Origin of the sequence: Acinetobacter sp. MD2(2019) (assembly GCF_035615615.1) — a bacterium.
Lineage (GTDB): Bacteria > Pseudomonadota > Gammaproteobacteria > Pseudomonadales > Moraxellaceae > Acinetobacter.
Genome location: NZ_VTDU01000013.1, coordinates 41,101 through 57,506, shown reverse-complemented (window position 1 = coordinate 57,506; position 16,406 = coordinate 41,101). Strand labels below are relative to the sequence as shown.

The window sequence follows — 16,406 nt, the reverse complement described above, 5'->3', positions numbered from 1 at the left end:
GTCATGCTGTTTTTTGCTCCAATAACTTCAATATTTCAGCAGCCGCTGCTTGCTCTGCAAAACGACGACTACTTCCTTCACCTAGGGCAACCGGCAAAGCATCCACTTTACACACCACTTTAAAGTGTTGATTTGGTGCATCACCTTGGATGTCCGTCACCTCATAAATTGGCAAAGGCTTTTTGTGTGCTTGTAAAAATTCTTGCAAGCGTGATTTTGGATCTTTTAACTGATCCGTTGGTTCAATATGGCTTAAATACGGCTGATACCAATTTAAAACAATGGTTTTTAATTTTTCTAAATCGTTACAATCTAGATAAATTGCACCAATAATGGCTTCAACAGTATCGGCAAGAATAGATTCGCGGTGATGTCCACCCGACTTCAATTCTCCCATACTTAAAATCATATACTGACTAAGTTTCAAATCGTTTGCAATTTTGCCTAAAGTTTCTTGACGAACCAATGTTGCACGCATTCGCGTTAAGCGACCTTCATTTTCATGCGGATAGGCATGATATAAATAGTTTGCAACAATCATTCCAAGTAAAGAATCTCCAAGAAATTCTAGACGTTCATAATTATATTTATGACTCACCGAACGATGCGTTAAAGCAAGCTGCAATAATTCAGCTTGCTGAAACTGATAACCAATTTGTTGAGCTAAGCGCATATTACTTAGCTTGGACTGACCTTTGATCAAAACTTTTCTCGAAGCTTAGTATTAAATCAATATTGAGAAACAGGTGACGACGGACTTCGTAATCTTTTTTCACCTGTAACTGACCTTCTTTACGTTCAACTTTGGCAATGCTCGCAAACTTTAAGTCTTCGATATTATTTCGACTAAAACTTTCAGCCATTTTCGCTGAGTAGGTTTCTATAGAAATAGACGAATCGTTAGTTTTTAGGGTTTCTACAATCTGTTTATTGATGATGTAATCATCCCAATACGCAGGCCATGTAATTAATGCGACTTTTAGAATCGCAACAAATACCAAAGCACCAAAAACCAAACCTAAAGTTGAAGCACCACGCTGACTTTGCAACATTATCGTTGTTATCCAAGTTAAATTTTAGTCAATTTTACCATTTCGACCAAAACTTGGAAGATGTAATCCTGGTTCTTTATGCATCCAAACATAAAATGCACGGCCTGTTAAGTTTTCTTCAGGCACAAAACCCCAGAAGCGACTGTCTGCACTTTCATCGCGGTTATCGCCCATTGCAAAATAATGTCCTTTTGGAACCGTAACTTCCCATGCCTTACCTTCACTTTGCACGAATGTTTGATTCGCACTTGCAACAAACGGTACTGCACTTGCTTGATTAGCAGACACAGCATAATTATATTGCTCGACCAAAGGATCGCGTCCCTCTAAATGACGAACAAGATGTTTATGTGTACCTAAAGTCTCATAGGTATATAACGGTGCAAAAGAAGATAACTTGTCTTTTTCGCGATTAAATTGCGTTGCTGTTTCCGCAAGGGTTTGACCATTAATGGTGAGCAAGCCATTACGGTAACTGATATGATCGCCCGGTAAACCCACAACACGTTTGATATAACTGATTTTCGGATCGAGTGGATAACGAAACACAATTACATCGCCACGTTCAGGCTCGCCCACATTAATCACTTTCTGATTAAGCAAAGGCAAACGAATCCCGTAATTAAACTTATTCACCAAAATAAAATCACCGGTTTCTAAGGTAGGCACCATAGAATCTGATGGAATATTAAATGGCTCATATAAAAATGAGCGCAAAATTAATACAACCGCAAGCACCGGCCAAAAGTCATACGCCCATGTAATGACAAAATGTTCATTACCCCGTCCTCTTGTTTGGCGCTGTTTAAGTTTCAACTTATCCAACAGCCAAATAAAGAATAAAACAATCGTTACGGGAACGAGGATTAAATTAAAATCAAAATCCATGGGGGTATCCTAATGGTGGTTTATCGATCGACTTTCAATACCGCTAAGAAAGCTTCTTGTGGAATTTCAACGCTTCCCACTTGCTTCATGCGTTTCTTACCTTCTTTTTGTTTCGAAAGCAATTTCTTCTTACGCGAAACATCACCACCGTAACATTTTGCCAATACATTCTTACGCATTGCTTTTACAGTTGAACGGGCAATAATTTGTGCGCCAATCGCTGCTTGAATAGCAACATCGTACATTTGACGTGGAATCAAATCTTTCATTTTTTCAACCAAAGCAATTCCACGATGTCGCGCATCTTGACGGTGACAAATCATCGCCAACGCATCGACTTTTTCGCTGTTAATCAATACATCAACTTTCACTAAAGATGAGCTTTCAAAACGCACGAAGTTGTAATCTAACGATGCAAAACCACGCGAACATGATTTTAATTTATCAAAGAAATCCATCACCACTTCAGCCATTGGAATTTCAAAAGTCACTGAAACTTGGTTGCCCAAGAACTTCATGTCTTTTTGCACACCACGACGTTCAATACACAATGTCATTACATTACCCAAGTATTCTTGAGGAACTAAGATATGACATTCTGCAATAGGCTCGCGTAAATCTTCAATCGTACTGCCGTCGGGCATTTTTGATGGACTGTCGATGTAAATCGTGTCGCCTTTTTTAGTCACGGCTTCATAAATCACCGTTGGCGCAGAGCTAATTAAGTCTAGATCGTACTCACGCTCTAAACGCTCTTGTACGATTTCCATATGTAGCATGCCTAAGAAGCCACAACGGAAACCAAAACCTAGCGCATCTGAACTTTCAGGTTCAAAGAACAAAGCGGAATCGTTAATTTGTAGTTTTTGTAATGCTTCACGGAACGGCTCGAAGTCGCTCGCGTCAATTGGGAACAAACCCGCATAAACCTGAGGTTTTACCTTTTTAAAACCGGGTAAAGTTGCAACTTCAGGCGTTGAAGATAATGTGATGGTATCACCGACGGGCGCACCAAAAATATCTTTAATCCCTGCAATGACAAAGCCAACTTCACCTGCTTCAAGAATATCGGTTTCGGTATGTTTTGGATTAAACACACCGACAGAAGTTACAGGATGAACTTGCCCTGTCGATTTCACCAGCATTTTGTCGCCCTTACGGATACGACCTTGCTTAATACGCACCAAAGACACGACGCCCAAATAGTTGTCGAACCATGAGTCAACAATTAACGCTTGTAGCGGTGCTTCACGGTCGCCTTCAGGTGCAGGAATCACATCGACCAAACGCTCAAGTACGCCTTCAACACCTAAACCAGTTTTAGCTGAACACGTTGGTGAGTCTGTTGCTTCAATGCCAATAATTTCTTCAATTTCGTGAATAACGCGTTCAGGTTCTGCTTGTGGCAAGTCAATTTTATTTAAAATAGGTAAAACTTCTAAGCCTTGCTCAATTGCGGTATAGCAGTTTGCAACTGATTGTGCTTCTACGCCTTGTGCAGCATCTACTACAAGCAACGCACCTTCACAGGCAGCAAGCGAACGTGATACTTCATAGGAGAAATCGACGTGCCCCGGAGTGTCAATAAAGTTAAGCTGATACTCTTGACCATTTGGATGCGTGTAATATAAGGTCACAGACGCGGCTTTAATGGTAATACCACGTTCACGCTCAAGCTCCATAGAATCCAAGACCTGAGCTTGCATTTCACGATCTTGCAGACCACCACACATTTGAATAAAACGGTCGGCCAAAGTCGACTTGCCGTGGTCGATATGCGCAATAATAGAAAAGTTGCGAATATTTTTAATATCTACGGATTTTTTAGCTTGCGCCATGGGTTACCTTGAGAAAATAAAACGTCATTGGCTTATAAAAAGCAATGAACCAAACGGTTTAACAAAATTGTCGTGAATTATAGCAGAAGCGTAAGATCAAGGCGCAAAATATTTTATCCTTTGCACAAACACAGCGCACAAGCATATAAATCCACCATTTTTTAAAATTACAGCACGTTATTCGCCAACAATTTTTTTGATGATTATTTAAAAATCTGTGTTTTCAGTAAAGTCGAATGGATTCACTTGTTCGGATAATGCGCTATAGGCCTGAATAAATGTTGGCGACATGCGTTTTGGTCGTCCCGTGCTTAGTTCTACGCATGCCCATTTAGTGGTCCCGACTAAAATAATTGCTGCATCTTTGGCACGATACAACGCATAATCGCGATAACTATGCATAGAATCTGTTTTAGAAACCCATGTTCGAAGTATCAGTTGATCTGCTAAAAAGGCAGCTTTACGATATTGCACATGCTGCTCAACTACCACCATGGCATGCTTTAATTGTTGGAATATTTCTAAACTTAAGCCTAAATGTGTTGAATGCGCCTGTGCAATCTGCTGCATCCATGCTAAATAAGCCATCTGCTGGACTTGCCCTAATTCATCCAAATGTTCAGGCAATATTTGTACCTGTAAATCAAACACCTGACTCATAATTTTTCCATCAAAACCTAAACAATCATGTTACGCCAATTTAAATAATGCCTGCATCAAATAAAAATAAATCTGCACATATTCAAACCACTACACTATACTCAAATACAATAAATTGAGATTCATTTTATGATTTTAGTCAGTGCCTGCCTTGCAGGTGAACCTGTTCGTTATGATGGAAAATCATGCCTAACACCACTCTTAGCAACCCTGATTGCACAAGGTAAAGTAAAAACAGTATGCCCTGAATTACTAGGAGGATTTAGCACGCCAAGACTTGCAGCTGAAATACAATATGGTACAGGTGCAGACGTATTAAATGGTGATGCAAAAGTTGTAGATTCTTCAGGCCAAGATGTCACCGCCATGTACCTAGACGGTGCAAAAAAGACCTTACATTATGTACAAAAACTTCGTCCTCAATGTATCGTTTTAAAAGAAAATAGCCCTTCATGTGGTTCAGCATTTATTTATGATGGTCATTTTCAGCAAAAGAAACGCCATGGATTCGGGGTCACAACTACGCTATTGCAGCAGCATGGCTTTCAAGTGATTTCAGAGCATGAGCTTCCAACATGGCTTGACCAACATCCACTCGATTAAACGGATGAATAGATTTTGAAAAATAAAGAAAATAACCACATTATTTCCGAGCAACAAATTGAAACTCACCCTCTACCACCATTCTTACCCATAAATGCACAGCTTTTAATGCTTGGTAGCTTTCCACCGCCACAAAGTAAATGGAAAATGGATTTTTATTATCCAAATTTTCAAAACGATATGTGGAGAATTATGGGCTTACTGTTTTTTCAGGATAAAAACCAATTCTTAGATTTAACCAATAAACAATTTAAATTAACCGAGATTAAAGCTTTTCTAGAATATTACGGCATTGCCATTTACGATACCGCCTATCAAGTGATTCGGCAAAAAGGCAATGCGTCTGATCAGTTTTTAGAGGTAGTGACGCCCAGTCCACTCATCGAAATCTTAGAAAAAATTCCCGCTTGCCACAGCATTATGACCACAGGTGAAAAAGCAACAAACACGCTGATGCTTAATTTTAGCCCAGACACCCCCAAACCCACACTGAACCAAGCATCACAAGCGCAATTAAAACAGAAAGCATTACAATTGTATCGCTTACCTTCAAGCTCAAGAGCCTATCCGCTGGCTTTAGAAAAGAAGGCCGAATGTTATGCCGAGTTTTTTAGAAATATAGGTATGCTCAATTAAAAAACCCCTCTTAACTTTAAAAGGGGTTTTATTGAAAGCATTACAGCGAATTAATGCACCGCTTGAATTTTTTCTAGGAAAGATTTGGCACGTTCATGCCGTGCATCTAGGTTTCCGAAAAATTCAGAGGTTGCACAATCTTCTAAAATCTCACCTTGATCCATAAAAATCAGGCGATTAGATACTTTTTTTGCAAAGCCCATTTCATGAGTTACGCACATCATGGTCATGCCTTCGTTTGCAAGTTGCACCATCACATCAAGCACTTCGCCAACCATTTCTGGATCTAGCGCAGATGTCGGCTCATCAAACAACATACAAATTGGGTCCATGCACAAGCCGCGCGCAATCGCCACACGTTGTTGCTGACCACCCGAAAGTTGCCCCGGAAATTTATCTTTATGCGCCAACAAACCAACACGCTCTAAATATTGTGTCGCTTTGGCACGTGCATCGGTTAAATTACGCTTAAGAACTTTAATTTGTGCAATGGTTAAATTTTCAAGCACAGTCATATGTGGGAAAAGTTCGAAATGTTGAAATACCATTCCCACACGTGAACGAAATTTGGCTAAATCCGTTTTAGGATCGGTTAATGACACATTATCAACAATAATTTCGCCTTTTTGGAATGGCTCAAGTGCATTAACAGTTTTAATTAAAGTAGATTTCCCTGAACCTGAAGGGCCACATACAACAACAACATCGCCTTTTTCAATTGATGTAGAGCAGTCTGTTAAAACACGGAAATCACCATACCATTTAGAAATGTGTTGTATATCGATCATCGGCATTTTGATATCCTCAATTTAGCGAATAATGGCTACTTTTTGCTGTAAGCTCTTAACTAATCTAGATAAGAAGAAAGAAATACAAAAATAAACCACGGCAACAATAAGATAGAATGTTGCTTTTGTTTCTGGTCCATACGTATTGGCTAAGCTGTCTGCATTACCTAAGAAGTCTGGCGCACCAATCACATAAACCAATGAAACATCTTGGAATAAAATAATGGTTTGGGTCAGTAAGACAGGAATCATATTGCGAAATGCTTGTGGCAACACCACATAACGCATCGATTGCCCATAGGTAAATCCCAAAGCGTAGCCAGCAAAGACCTGCCCTTTAGACACCGATTGGATTCCTGAACGCACAATTTCAGAGAAGAATGCTGCTTCAAATACCGCAAATGTGACCACACTTGAAAACAATGGACCGTAATAAGTATCTGACTGAAAATGAAAAACTTTAGGTAATAAAAAGTAAAAAATAAAAATGACTTGAATGAGTGGAATACCCCGAAAACAATCCACATACAGTTTTGAAAAATTCCGCGCAATTACGTTATTTGACAAGCGCATCATCGCCAGCGGCGTACCAATCAAAATCCCGCCAATCATAGCGAGTACGGTCACGGTCAGCGTAAACTGCAAGCCTTTTAATAAGGTCTGAATCACATCAGGATGTAATATACTATAATCCATATTATTTACCTCCCGAGCCTAATCCAGGCACACTCATGCGCTTTTCAATCCAAGCCATCACGCCTTTAATCGTGTAGGTAATGATTAAATATACTGGTGTAGAAAGAATCAAAATGACCACATCTTGCGAAGTTTCTTCACGCATGGTTTTAGTATAAGCAAAGAAATTAAGTACACTCAACGCATATAAAACGGCTGAGTTTTTAAAGATGTTCATTGATTCAGAAGTGAGCGTTGGCCAAACAATTCGATATGCTACAGGTAAAATTACATAGCGATAGCTTTGTGCTGTGGTAAATCCCATTGCAGAAGCAGCAAATTTTTGACCGCGCGAAACAGTTAAAATCCCTGCGCGAATATGTTCAGAAATACGTGCTGCCGTATATAAGCCAAGCGCCATAACCCCAATAATTGCAGGATGTTGATTCAGAATACCTTTCCACCATCCACCCGCAACAATTTCACCACTACCTGGGCTTAAACTATGCGGTAAAAACTCAGGGAAGACGAATGCCCAGAAAAACAATTGAACAATCAATGGAATATTTCGGAAGATTTCAACATAAGTATTGCCAATTGCAGCCAATGGCTTATTCGGCAAAGTACGAATAACCCCCAACACCGAACCCAATAAAAAAGCAATAACAAAAGATACTAATGCCGTCCACACCATGGTCAAGACACCATTTCCAAGCATTTGTAACCATGTTGGTGCTTCAGCAAACGTGGAATAATTACTACCACCAATATGCTGACAAATCGTTTCTGCCCATTGTGCTTTATCGACGCTGTATTCATTGGATGCTAAGCAGAACGAAGTCCAATTTAATGAGCCAAGAGACATAAATGCTCCTCATAAAAACAAAAACCTGATCACTCACAGCGTGAATGATCAGCGTTATTAAAATGGCAAATTAGATACCAGCGTCAGTTGGGCGCGCTTTTAATTTATTGAATGATGCACTTGGCTTCATATTTAGGTTGGTATTTTTTGGTGGGATTGGAGATTCAAACCATTTTTTATACAGCTTGTCCATTTGACCAGATTTCCACATGTTGGTTACGACACGGTCAGCCACCGCTTTGATAGGTGCATCGCCTTTAGCCAACATAATTCCATATGGTTCAGAAGATAACACTGGCCCAACAATGGCAAAACTCTTTGGATTTGAAGATTTGGCAATTAAGCCTGCTAAAATATTATCATCCATCACAAACGCTGCGGCACGGCCTGACGCCAACATTGCAAAAGAGTCGGCATGGTCTTTACCATATACGTTTTGTACTTTTACAGACTGACCTTTTTCATTCATTTTAATGTATTTATCAGACGTTGTGCCTTGTGTAGTCACAACCGCTTTACCATTTAGGTCACCAATACTTTTAATGCTTGTACCGGCTTTAACAGCCATACGCACTTCGGTTGCATAGTAGTTGGTTGAGAAGGAAACTTGTTGCTGACGTTGAATTGAGTTTGTGGTTGTGCCACATTCCATATCGATATTACCAGAAAGCAATTCAGGAATTCGCGTTGAAGAAGTGACTGCCTTATATTCAACTTTTAAGTTTGGCATTTTCAATTCTTTTTTAATTTCATTTGCAACATTATTACAAATATCAATTGCGTAACCGACCGGCTTACCCGCAACAACATATGAAATTGGATCTGAAGATTCACGATGCCCAATCACAATTTTGCCAGAACTTTTAATTTTAGCTAAAGTGTCTGCTGCCTGAACTTGAGTCGCTCCGCCAATTGCACAAAACATTAGTGCAGAAGCAAGTACTGATTTAGAAGAAATTTTCATGATTCACTCCGTGATTAGTCATTGTTTTAACCATTTATATCCAGATAGATTTGTTACTCTGGCTAAAACGATTCTACTTTTTATAAGGCAAATAACATGCCAACCATTATTTAGTAATATTTATTTTTTCGAATTACTAATGCTAGATTTATAATCAATTTACGAACAAGTGTGAACTAAAAACCAAGCGCATACGACTTTTGTCTAATTTTAGCGCAAAATTTCAAACTCTATTGAGCATCCATCGTCATTTTTTCAATCTTCACATTCCGTATTTATCGCTAAAAATAAAAAACGCCCAATTAAAGAGCGTTTTTAGCAAAACTGTTTGTTTTTGTTTCAGTCTGTTTGATTTAGTGCACGCAAGGCTTGCTGAAAAACTTGTTCTTCATTTTGCGTAGCATCTAAACGAATGATTCGTTGTGGATATTGCTCATATAAATATTGATATCCCGCGCGCACTTTGTTAAAAAATTCCATTTTTTCTTGCTCGAAACGGTCGAGTGCGCCACGTTCTCGTGCACGCGCCATGCCCATTTCAATGGGTGCATCTAACCAAAAGGTGATATCGGGTAAGCGTGTAACAAAGTTTTGGTTGAGTAGCTCAAGTTTATTTTGGTCTAGTCCCCGCCCTTTGACTTGGTAGGCAAAACTGGCATCACAAAAGCGATCAGTTAAAACAATTTTATTTGCCGACAATGCCGGTAAAATCACTTGGTTTAAATGTTGGCTTCTTGCCGCATACATTAATAAAAGTTCGGTGTCTGCACTCATGCTTTCATCATTATCGACTGCAAGCAACATCGACCGAATTTTTTCCGCCAATGGCGTACCACCCGGCTCTCTGGTTAATACAACATCATGATTTAAATTTAAAAAATGTGCATGTAATTTGCGAATTAACGTGCTTTTACCTACACCTTCTGTACCTTCAAAACTTATAAACATTATGGTGTAGCTCCACTTTTCTTGGCTCTTAAAACAGCTAAATATTGTTGCACGGCGCGATTATGATCCTCTAAGTTTGCAGTAAAGGTATGACCGCCATTGCCGGTTGCAACGAAATAAATATTATTCGATTGGTCGGGATGTAAAGCCGCTTGAATGGCTTTTTTACCAGCCAACGCAATCGGTGTTGGAGGTAATCCGGCCATGGTATAGGTATTATAGGCTGTTGGTGTACGTAAATCGTCTTTGGTTAATTTACCCTGATAACGCTCGCCCATGCCATAAATGACGGTCGGATCTGTTTGTAAGCGCATACCTTGTTGTAGTCTGCGAACAAACACCCCTGCCACTTGAGGTAACTCTTTATCTAAACTGGTTTCTTTTTCAATAATTGAAGCCATGGTCAGTGCTTCATATTTATTTTTATACGGTAAATTCGGTGCACGCGCAGCCCATGCGGCATCTAAATTTTCCATTTGATGATGATACAGATCAAGCAGAATTTTTTTATCTGACTCGCCCTTATTATAAAAATACGTATTTGGGGCAAATAACCCTTCTAAATGCGCATACGGAATACCTAAGGCCTGAACCATTTCTGAGGTAGGTAAATTCACCACGGTTTTATCGACCAAGGGGTCTTGCTGTAGTCGTTCAATCAGCTGTTTAAAGGTGGTGCCTTCAATCACCAAAATTCGATTCATTTGCGCATTTTCAGCATTCGACATCATATTTAAAACTTGGCGAACGCTCATACCACGGCGAACTTCATAAACGCCGGCTTTCAGCGAATCGTGAATCATGAATTTTTGATAGATTTTGAGCACAATCGGCAGCTTGACCTTATTTTCTTTGGCTAAGCTGTCAATAAATCGCGTATAGGTTTCACCGTTATTGACCGAAATAAGCTGACGCTCCCCTTGAATCGGGTACGTTTTCCATAAACTTATCGAACCGATCCAAAACAAGCCCATCAGCACAATAAGCAAAATAACCAGCAACCCTTTTCCTTTAGAAAATGGTGCTTTCGACTGTTTTTTTGCCGCTTTTCTTTTTACTGGTTGAGCCATAATCCGTCTATCTGATTCAGTTGAAGTTGCTTAAATAATGTTTGTGCAGGTTCGGTACATAATTTTCGCCCATTGAAATGCGCGGCTATTTGCATTGGATGTAAGGCATTACAAAAAAACAGCACATCCACCTGTGAAAGCTGCGCTATTGTGATAGTTTCTTCAAAACATGCAATATCTAACTGCTGCATACGGGCTAAAATTTCCGCACGCATTACCCCATGCACGCCATTATAACCAAGATTAGGGCTAATCCAGCGATTATTCACACGCATAAAACAATTACTGCTTATCCCTTCAACAATCGAATCGTTTACGTCGGCGACCAACGCTTCAGTTAAACCTTTAGAGGATGCTTCTTGTTTTAACATGACTTGTTCTAAGCGGTTTAAACTTTTTATGCCCACCAATTCCGGCATGGTTAAGCCCATGCGTAAATCTAAAAGTTCAACCTGATCAATAATACTTTCACATACCCCCTGTTCAATTGTACTTGGATAAAAAAATAGCCAAATATCCGCAGCATGGTCGGGAAACGCATAACCACGTTGCCCTTCACCTCGGCTAATCACAATTTTTAAACTGCCGTTCAATGCCTCTGCTTGGGTGGCTTTTAATTGCTTTAAGCTCTGCTGAATGACAGCCAAATCACACGACAATTTGAGTTTTTCGCATGCGCTCTGCAAACGCTTTAAGTGCTTTGACCACAGTTGCACTTGATCATGCACAACCTTTGCTGTGGTAAAGCAGCCATCCCCATAATGAAATGCGCGATCTTGTACGGCGATAGACCTTTGGATTTCACCATTTTTATAACAGATCATAAAAGCGAGCCAAGCAATTGATTTTATGGCTTAGTTTAAAACGAATTGGGGCGATATTTTTTCGTTTCCTTTTTCTCATTTATTCATATACATTTCATTTATTATTATTTTTTTAGATTTAACACTTATCGTATGCTTCATGCCAACAATGAGCATCTACAGAGGATGAAAAATAAAATGCTGTTCAATCCATTGAAAATCCAGCTTTAATGTACTTTTATTCAGTGTATGCATGACATTTGCATTAAATATTTTTTTAAACCTTTGCTCAACTTGAATAAACAACCTGTTGCAAAAGAAATAGAAAGTTGGAGTTCACAAGATGACGCATCATTTGATTGTTCCTGGGGTTGGCGGTAGTGATGCCGAGCACTGGCAATCTTGGTTACAAACTCAGATTAAACAGAGTTCGCGCGTCGAGCAAGATTGGGATCGCCCAATTTTAAGCGAGTGGGTGTCTAACTGGGTCAAAGCCGTTCAAAATATTGATGCACCGATTAAAGTAATTGCACATAGTTTTGGCTGCCTGACCAGTCTTGCTGCGCTGGCACAACACCCTGAACTTACAAGCAAAATATCTAAACTGATTCTTGTGGCACCTGCAAATCCCAATCGTTTTGACGAATCTGGATTTGCAAAAATTGGGCAAGCCAATTATCAGCATGTATTTAAAACGATGAACATGACTGTCGAGAGCGTAATGCTTATTAGTGAAAATGATTCTTGGCTTGGTTTGGATGATGCAATGGTATGGGCGAAATGTTGGAATATTCCGAGTGTGAATCTTGGCTCAGTCGGACATATTAATGTTGCCTCTGGCTTTGGCCCGTTTCCACAAATTCTGCCTTATTTGAATCTTTAATGATCAGCCGACCGATTCAAATCAATATGCACCGCGCGATTCAACAGGTAATTGCGCTTGCTGTGCCGAGTTGATCTATTTGCAATTGTAAGACTGAATGAGTTAAAACAAGTTAAGCTTAGCATTAACAATTTTATTCAAAACAACTGTATTGATTTGCATATATTGCAGTTGAAATACCAGAAATCTCCCTTTAAAACGACATTAGGTTAGTACCCTGTTATGAATTTTCAGCAATTACGAATTATTCGAGAAACGGTTAGACAGAATTTTAATTTAACCGAAGCTTCTGCGGCGCTGTACACCTCGCAATCAGGGGTCAGCAAACACATTAAAGATTTAGAAGATGAGCTTGGCGTACAACTGTTTGTGCGTAAAGGCAAACGCTTGTTGGGTTTAACCGAACCGGGACAATCTTTACTTGGCATTGTAGAAAGAATGCTGGTCGATGCCGATAACATTAAACGCCTTGCCGACGATTTTAATAAAGTCGATGAAGGCACCTTAACCATTGCCACAACCCACACACAAGCGCGCTACGTGCTGCCACCCATTGTAAACTTATTTAAAAAAGAATTTCCTAAGGTGCATTTGGTACTACAACAAGCAAGCCCAAATGAAATTACCGAAATGCTGCTGCGTGGCGAGGCCGATATTGGGATTGCAACAGAATCTCTGACCACCGAAGAAAACTTAGCCAGCGTACCCTACTACACATGGCAACACAGTATTATTACCCCAGAGCATCATCCTTTAAGCCACAAAGAACAGATTGGCTTAGACGATTTAGCTCAACATCCAATTATTACTTACCATAGTGGTTTTACAGGTCGCTCTAAAATTGACCGTGCTTTTGATGAAGCCAATATAGATGTCGATATTGTAATGTCAGCACTCGATGCAGATGTGATTAAAACCTATGTTGAACTGAATATGGGCATTGGCATTGTGCACGATGTCGCTTACGACCCAATCCGTGATGCGCATTTAAAACAAATTAAAACCGATTTATTCGGCACCAATACCACATGGCTTGCGGTACGCAAAGGACATTTACTGCGTGGCTATGGCTATGCGTTTATTTCCCTGTGTTCGCCTGAAGCCAATATCGCGCAATTAAAAAAACAGGCATATCCTGAAGATTAATTCAAAAATTTTAACTTCGCCTCTAAAAGCATTAGAGGCTTTTTTATTGCTCGGTTAAACTAGGTCTATAAGCGCCATCGCCAATAAGGACTCCATAGATGTCTGACTATAAAATTCATGTTATTGATGTAAAAAATAACTTAAAAAATTATATTTGGTTAGTTGAACACCTTGCTAGCCAAGATGTCGCGGTTATCGACCCAACCGAAGCACATTTAGTTCTAGATTATTGCCGGCAAAATCAGTTAAATTTGGCTCAAATTTGGCTTACCCATTGGCATAAAGACCATATTGGTGCAGTACCCACTTTGCTAAATGAACAGCCTAATTTACCGATTTATGGCCCGCGCGAAGAATTAAGTAAAATTCCTTTTCTTTCGCATCCACTGCATAACGAGCAAACATTTAAATTTCATGAATTAGAGCTTGATGTGATTGCAGTGCCCGGGCACACCTTGGGGCATATCATCTATTATAGTGAGCAGATCCATTCGGCGTTTGTTGGCGATAGTATTTTTGCTATGGGATGTGGCCGCGTCTTTGAAGGCACTTTTGAACAAATGTTTCATTCTTTAAACCGCATTGCTGCATTACCTGAAAAGACCGAACTATATTGTGCGCACGAATACACCCTTGCCAATGCCCAATTTGCTATTGGCATTGAGCCACACAATCTTGCCCTACAAGAACGGCTCGATCATGTTGAATCTTTACGCATGTTAAATCAAATCACCCTACCTACAACCGTTGCTGTAGAATTAGCCACCAACCCCTTTTTAAGAGCCAACTCTTTAGAAGAATTTACCCGCATTCGCCAACTTAAAGATCTAGCATAAACAAAAATTAGACTTCAGTTACGCCTAAATATTGATTGAGCTACGCATGACGCTGGCTGAATCAATATTTTAAATAAAAACCTAATTTTCAACAACTTAACCTATTATTTATCTCATTTTTATGTACTTTGAGTGTTTAAAAAGAATTGCGTGTCCATGCTTCAGTTACATTCCTAATACTTTTTTTGATCATTATTAAAAATTATTCACGTAGTTACCCTTTAAAAAGTCATGCCCTATCCTTATAAATACTAATAACTGTTAAGACAAAAAAGGATTCGCCATGAAAAAAGTTGTTAAAGCCAAAAACCTCAGAGCTTTTCGTATTTGGTTAGAAAAGTTAGGCTATTCTGTAAAAAATCTAGCCGACAATAAAGGTTTTACCTTTAGCTTTAAAAAGGAATATGGCTTAGTTACTTGCGATTTATCTGGTAATACATTGGCAATTCAACTAGGTGAGGAATTTGAAGATCACTTAAAAGCCTAATTAGATTTGCCCTTAATGATATAAGCACGGAAACAATATCATTTTTATTTTTCAGAATTACTTTTAGTCCTGATATAACACCATTTATTTTTTATTCGACTTCTCGTTCATTCGAGAAGTCTTTTTTATGGCTAGTAAAATTTACGCGCTGATTGATTAAAAGACTTGTAAATTCAAAAAACAAATATATACTACGCGCAAATTCAATACGAGGAGACCCTAAGTGGGAAGTTGTTCGAGGTTATACTGTAAAGCGATTACACAACCTATTATCTGAGCAAGTACGTCAACTTAGGGCGGCTATCTTGCAACGAGATAGCTTGTCAGCACCTTTATATTTAAATCTATTTTTTGCAGCCGCACTTGTATAGTGTCTATGCAATACGCCCGCTTAGGCCTCCTCAAATCGGGGAGAAGCCAATGTTATTACATGCTTCCATATTAAAACTTTTTAGTTTGCCATATGTTTGTGTATGGATCTTTCTTTTGCTGACTCAATATGCAAAAGCAAGTCCGTTACTCAATACGGATGACACCGCAATTGTCGCGGCACATCATTGCCAACTTGAATCAGCGATTGTCTCTGCTAAACAAGCAGATACAGTCTATCAAGTGAATACCGCCTGTCAGTTACTTACAGGGGTCGAGTCTTCTATTGCTTATAGCGCAACCGACTCACATTCAACTGAAACCACTTGGTCAGCACAATTAAAAACTGTACTCAAGCCAATGGATGGTTGGGGCATTGCGACAAGCTTACTATTTTCTCAAACGCAAACTGTCACTGGCACACACAATGATTGGTTCTTGAATGTACCAGTTGAATGGGCTGCCTTAGACGACCGACTGCATATTTATAGCAATATCGGCTATCAACATTCAGCAGATCAACCGAACTTGCTGCGTTGGAGTTTGGCGACTAACTTCGCTATTACACCAAAAACTAGCATGAGCCTTGAAGCTTTTAATCAAGATCGACAAGCCCCTATCGCACAAACCGTATTGCACTATACCGTTATTCCAGATTTACTCACCCTCGAGGCCTCATTTGGCCAACGTTTAAACGATTTCCGACAGCGATTCTTTGGCTTCGGACTGAGTTTTACACCTTAAGTTTTCTCCCAAACTCACTTCAAACTTTTAGTTTTTTAGCTGGCTTTATTTTTACTTAAATAGAGTCTGGACTTCGTATGCCTGAAAAAGGAGATCTTGAATGAAATATGATCTATGGCAACGTCTTTTTACTCGTTTTTTAAACACTTTT

19 protein-coding genes are annotated in these 16,406 nt (G+C 39.4%); 7 read left to right on the top strand and 12 right to left on the bottom strand.

Going from position 1 to position 16,406, the window contains the following annotated elements; genetic code table 11:
* Position 1 precedes the first annotated feature (1 nt).
* The 5 genes from rnc to I2F62_RS08620 all read right to left on the bottom strand — a co-directional run bounded on the left by rnc (position 2) and on the right by I2F62_RS08620 (position 4,438).
* Positions 2 to 703, bottom strand: coding sequence for a ribonuclease III (gene rnc, locus I2F62_RS08640; RefSeq protein WP_324626611.1), 702 nt, complete (start codon positions 701 to 703; stop codon positions 2 to 4).
* Positions 675 to 1,052: a DUF4845 domain-containing protein gene (locus I2F62_RS08635; protein WP_324626610.1), complete on the bottom strand. Its 378-nt coding sequence runs from the start codon at positions 1,050 to 1,052 to the stop codon at positions 675 to 677. Before I2F62_RS08635 ends, rnc begins: the two co-directional genes overlap by 29 nt.
* A gap of 24 nt (positions 1,053 to 1,076) precedes the next feature.
* Positions 1,077 to 1,940: a signal peptidase I gene (gene lepB, locus I2F62_RS08630; protein WP_324626609.1), complete on the bottom strand. Its 864-nt coding sequence runs from the start codon at positions 1,938 to 1,940 to the stop codon at positions 1,077 to 1,079.
* A gap of 20 nt (positions 1,941 to 1,960) precedes the next feature.
* Complete coding sequence (gene lepA / locus I2F62_RS08625) at positions 1,961 to 3,778, bottom strand: translation elongation factor 4 (RefSeq protein WP_324626608.1); 1,818 nt, start codon at positions 3,776 to 3,778, stop codon at positions 1,961 to 1,963.
* A gap of 207 nt (positions 3,779 to 3,985) precedes the next feature.
* The gene (locus I2F62_RS08620) at positions 3,986 to 4,438 is read right to left on the bottom strand and encodes a thioesterase family protein (RefSeq protein WP_324626607.1); all 453 of its coding nucleotides are present in this window, start codon (positions 4,436 to 4,438) and stop codon (positions 3,986 to 3,988) included.
* A gap of 129 nt (positions 4,439 to 4,567) precedes the next feature.
* Here I2F62_RS08620 and I2F62_RS08615 point away from each other — a divergent pair, with 129 nt between their 5' ends.
* Together I2F62_RS08615 and I2F62_RS08610 are read left to right on the top strand one after the other, a co-directional pair.
* On the top strand, positions 4,568 to 5,041 hold the full coding sequence (locus tag I2F62_RS08615; RefSeq protein WP_324626606.1) for a DUF523 domain-containing protein: 474 nt from the start codon (positions 4,568 to 4,570) through the stop codon (positions 5,039 to 5,041).
* 42 nt (positions 5,042 to 5,083) lie between these two features.
* Complete coding sequence (locus tag I2F62_RS08610; RefSeq protein ID WP_324626627.1) at positions 5,084 to 5,677, top strand: uracil-DNA glycosylase family protein; 594 nt, start codon at positions 5,084 to 5,086, stop codon at positions 5,675 to 5,677.
* Positions 5,678 to 5,727: 50 nt separating this feature from the next.
* On the opposite strand, the gene I2F62_RS08605 is transcribed toward I2F62_RS08610, so the two are convergent.
* The 7 genes from I2F62_RS08605 to pabC form a co-directional block, all read right to left on the bottom strand.
* Positions 5,728 to 6,471: an amino acid ABC transporter ATP-binding protein gene (locus I2F62_RS08605; protein WP_324626605.1), complete on the bottom strand. Its 744-nt coding sequence runs from the start codon at positions 6,469 to 6,471 to the stop codon at positions 5,728 to 5,730.
* 15 nt (positions 6,472 to 6,486) lie between these two features.
* Positions 6,487 to 7,161 (bottom strand): amino acid ABC transporter permease, encoded by a 675-nt coding sequence (locus I2F62_RS08600; protein ID WP_324626604.1) that lies wholly within the window; start codon positions 7,159 to 7,161, stop codon positions 6,487 to 6,489.
* 1 nt (position 7,162) lies between these two features.
* Positions 7,163 to 8,005: an amino acid ABC transporter permease gene (locus I2F62_RS08595; protein WP_324626603.1), complete on the bottom strand. Its 843-nt coding sequence runs from the start codon at positions 8,003 to 8,005 to the stop codon at positions 7,163 to 7,165.
* 70 nt (positions 8,006 to 8,075) lie between these two features.
* The gene (locus I2F62_RS08590) at positions 8,076 to 8,930 is read right to left on the bottom strand and encodes an amino acid ABC transporter substrate-binding protein (RefSeq protein ID WP_420713749.1); all 855 of its coding nucleotides are present in this window, start codon (positions 8,928 to 8,930) and stop codon (positions 8,076 to 8,078) included.
* 378 nt (positions 8,931 to 9,308) lie between these two features.
* Positions 9,309 to 9,917 carry a dTMP kinase gene (gene tmk / locus I2F62_RS08585; protein WP_324626601.1) on the bottom strand — a complete coding sequence of 203 codons (609 nt, stop codon included), beginning with the start codon at positions 9,915 to 9,917 and terminating at the stop codon, positions 9,309 to 9,311.
* Positions 9,917 to 10,987 carry an endolytic transglycosylase MltG gene (gene mltG, locus I2F62_RS08580; protein ID WP_324626600.1) on the bottom strand — a complete coding sequence of 357 codons (1,071 nt, stop codon included), beginning with the start codon at positions 10,985 to 10,987 and terminating at the stop codon, positions 9,917 to 9,919. Before mltG ends, tmk begins: the two co-directional genes overlap by 1 nt.
* On the bottom strand, positions 10,972 to 11,811 hold the full coding sequence (gene pabC, locus I2F62_RS08575) for an aminodeoxychorismate lyase (protein WP_324626599.1): 840 nt from the start codon (positions 11,809 to 11,811) through the stop codon (positions 10,972 to 10,974). Before pabC ends, mltG begins: the two co-directional genes overlap by 16 nt.
* A gap of 322 nt (positions 11,812 to 12,133) precedes the next feature.
* Between pabC and I2F62_RS08570 the strand changes: the two genes are divergently transcribed.
* The 5 genes from I2F62_RS08570 (at position 12,134) to I2F62_RS08550 (ending at position 16,255) form a co-directional block, all read left to right on the top strand.
* Positions 12,134 to 12,673: an RBBP9/YdeN family alpha/beta hydrolase gene (locus I2F62_RS08570; RefSeq protein WP_324626598.1), complete on the top strand. Its 540-nt coding sequence runs from the start codon at positions 12,134 to 12,136 to the stop codon at positions 12,671 to 12,673.
* A gap of 222 nt (positions 12,674 to 12,895) precedes the next feature.
* Positions 12,896 to 13,819, top strand: a complete 924-nt coding sequence (locus tag I2F62_RS08565) for a CysB family HTH-type transcriptional regulator (RefSeq protein ID WP_324626597.1) — start codon at positions 12,896 to 12,898, stop codon at positions 13,817 to 13,819.
* 98 nt (positions 13,820 to 13,917) lie between these two features.
* The gene (gene gloB, locus I2F62_RS08560) at positions 13,918 to 14,655 is read left to right on the top strand and encodes a hydroxyacylglutathione hydrolase (RefSeq protein ID WP_324626596.1); all 738 of its coding nucleotides are present in this window, start codon (positions 13,918 to 13,920) and stop codon (positions 14,653 to 14,655) included.
* A gap of 283 nt (positions 14,656 to 14,938) precedes the next feature.
* Positions 14,939 to 15,142, top strand: coding sequence for a hypothetical protein (locus tag I2F62_RS08555; protein WP_324626595.1), 204 nt, complete (start codon positions 14,939 to 14,941; stop codon positions 15,140 to 15,142).
* Positions 15,143 to 15,628: 486 nt separating this feature from the next.
* Positions 15,629 to 16,255, top strand: coding sequence for a hypothetical protein (locus tag I2F62_RS08550; RefSeq protein WP_324626594.1), 627 nt, complete (start codon positions 15,629 to 15,631; stop codon positions 16,253 to 16,255).
* The last annotated feature ends 151 nt before the right edge of the window (positions 16,256 to 16,406 follow it).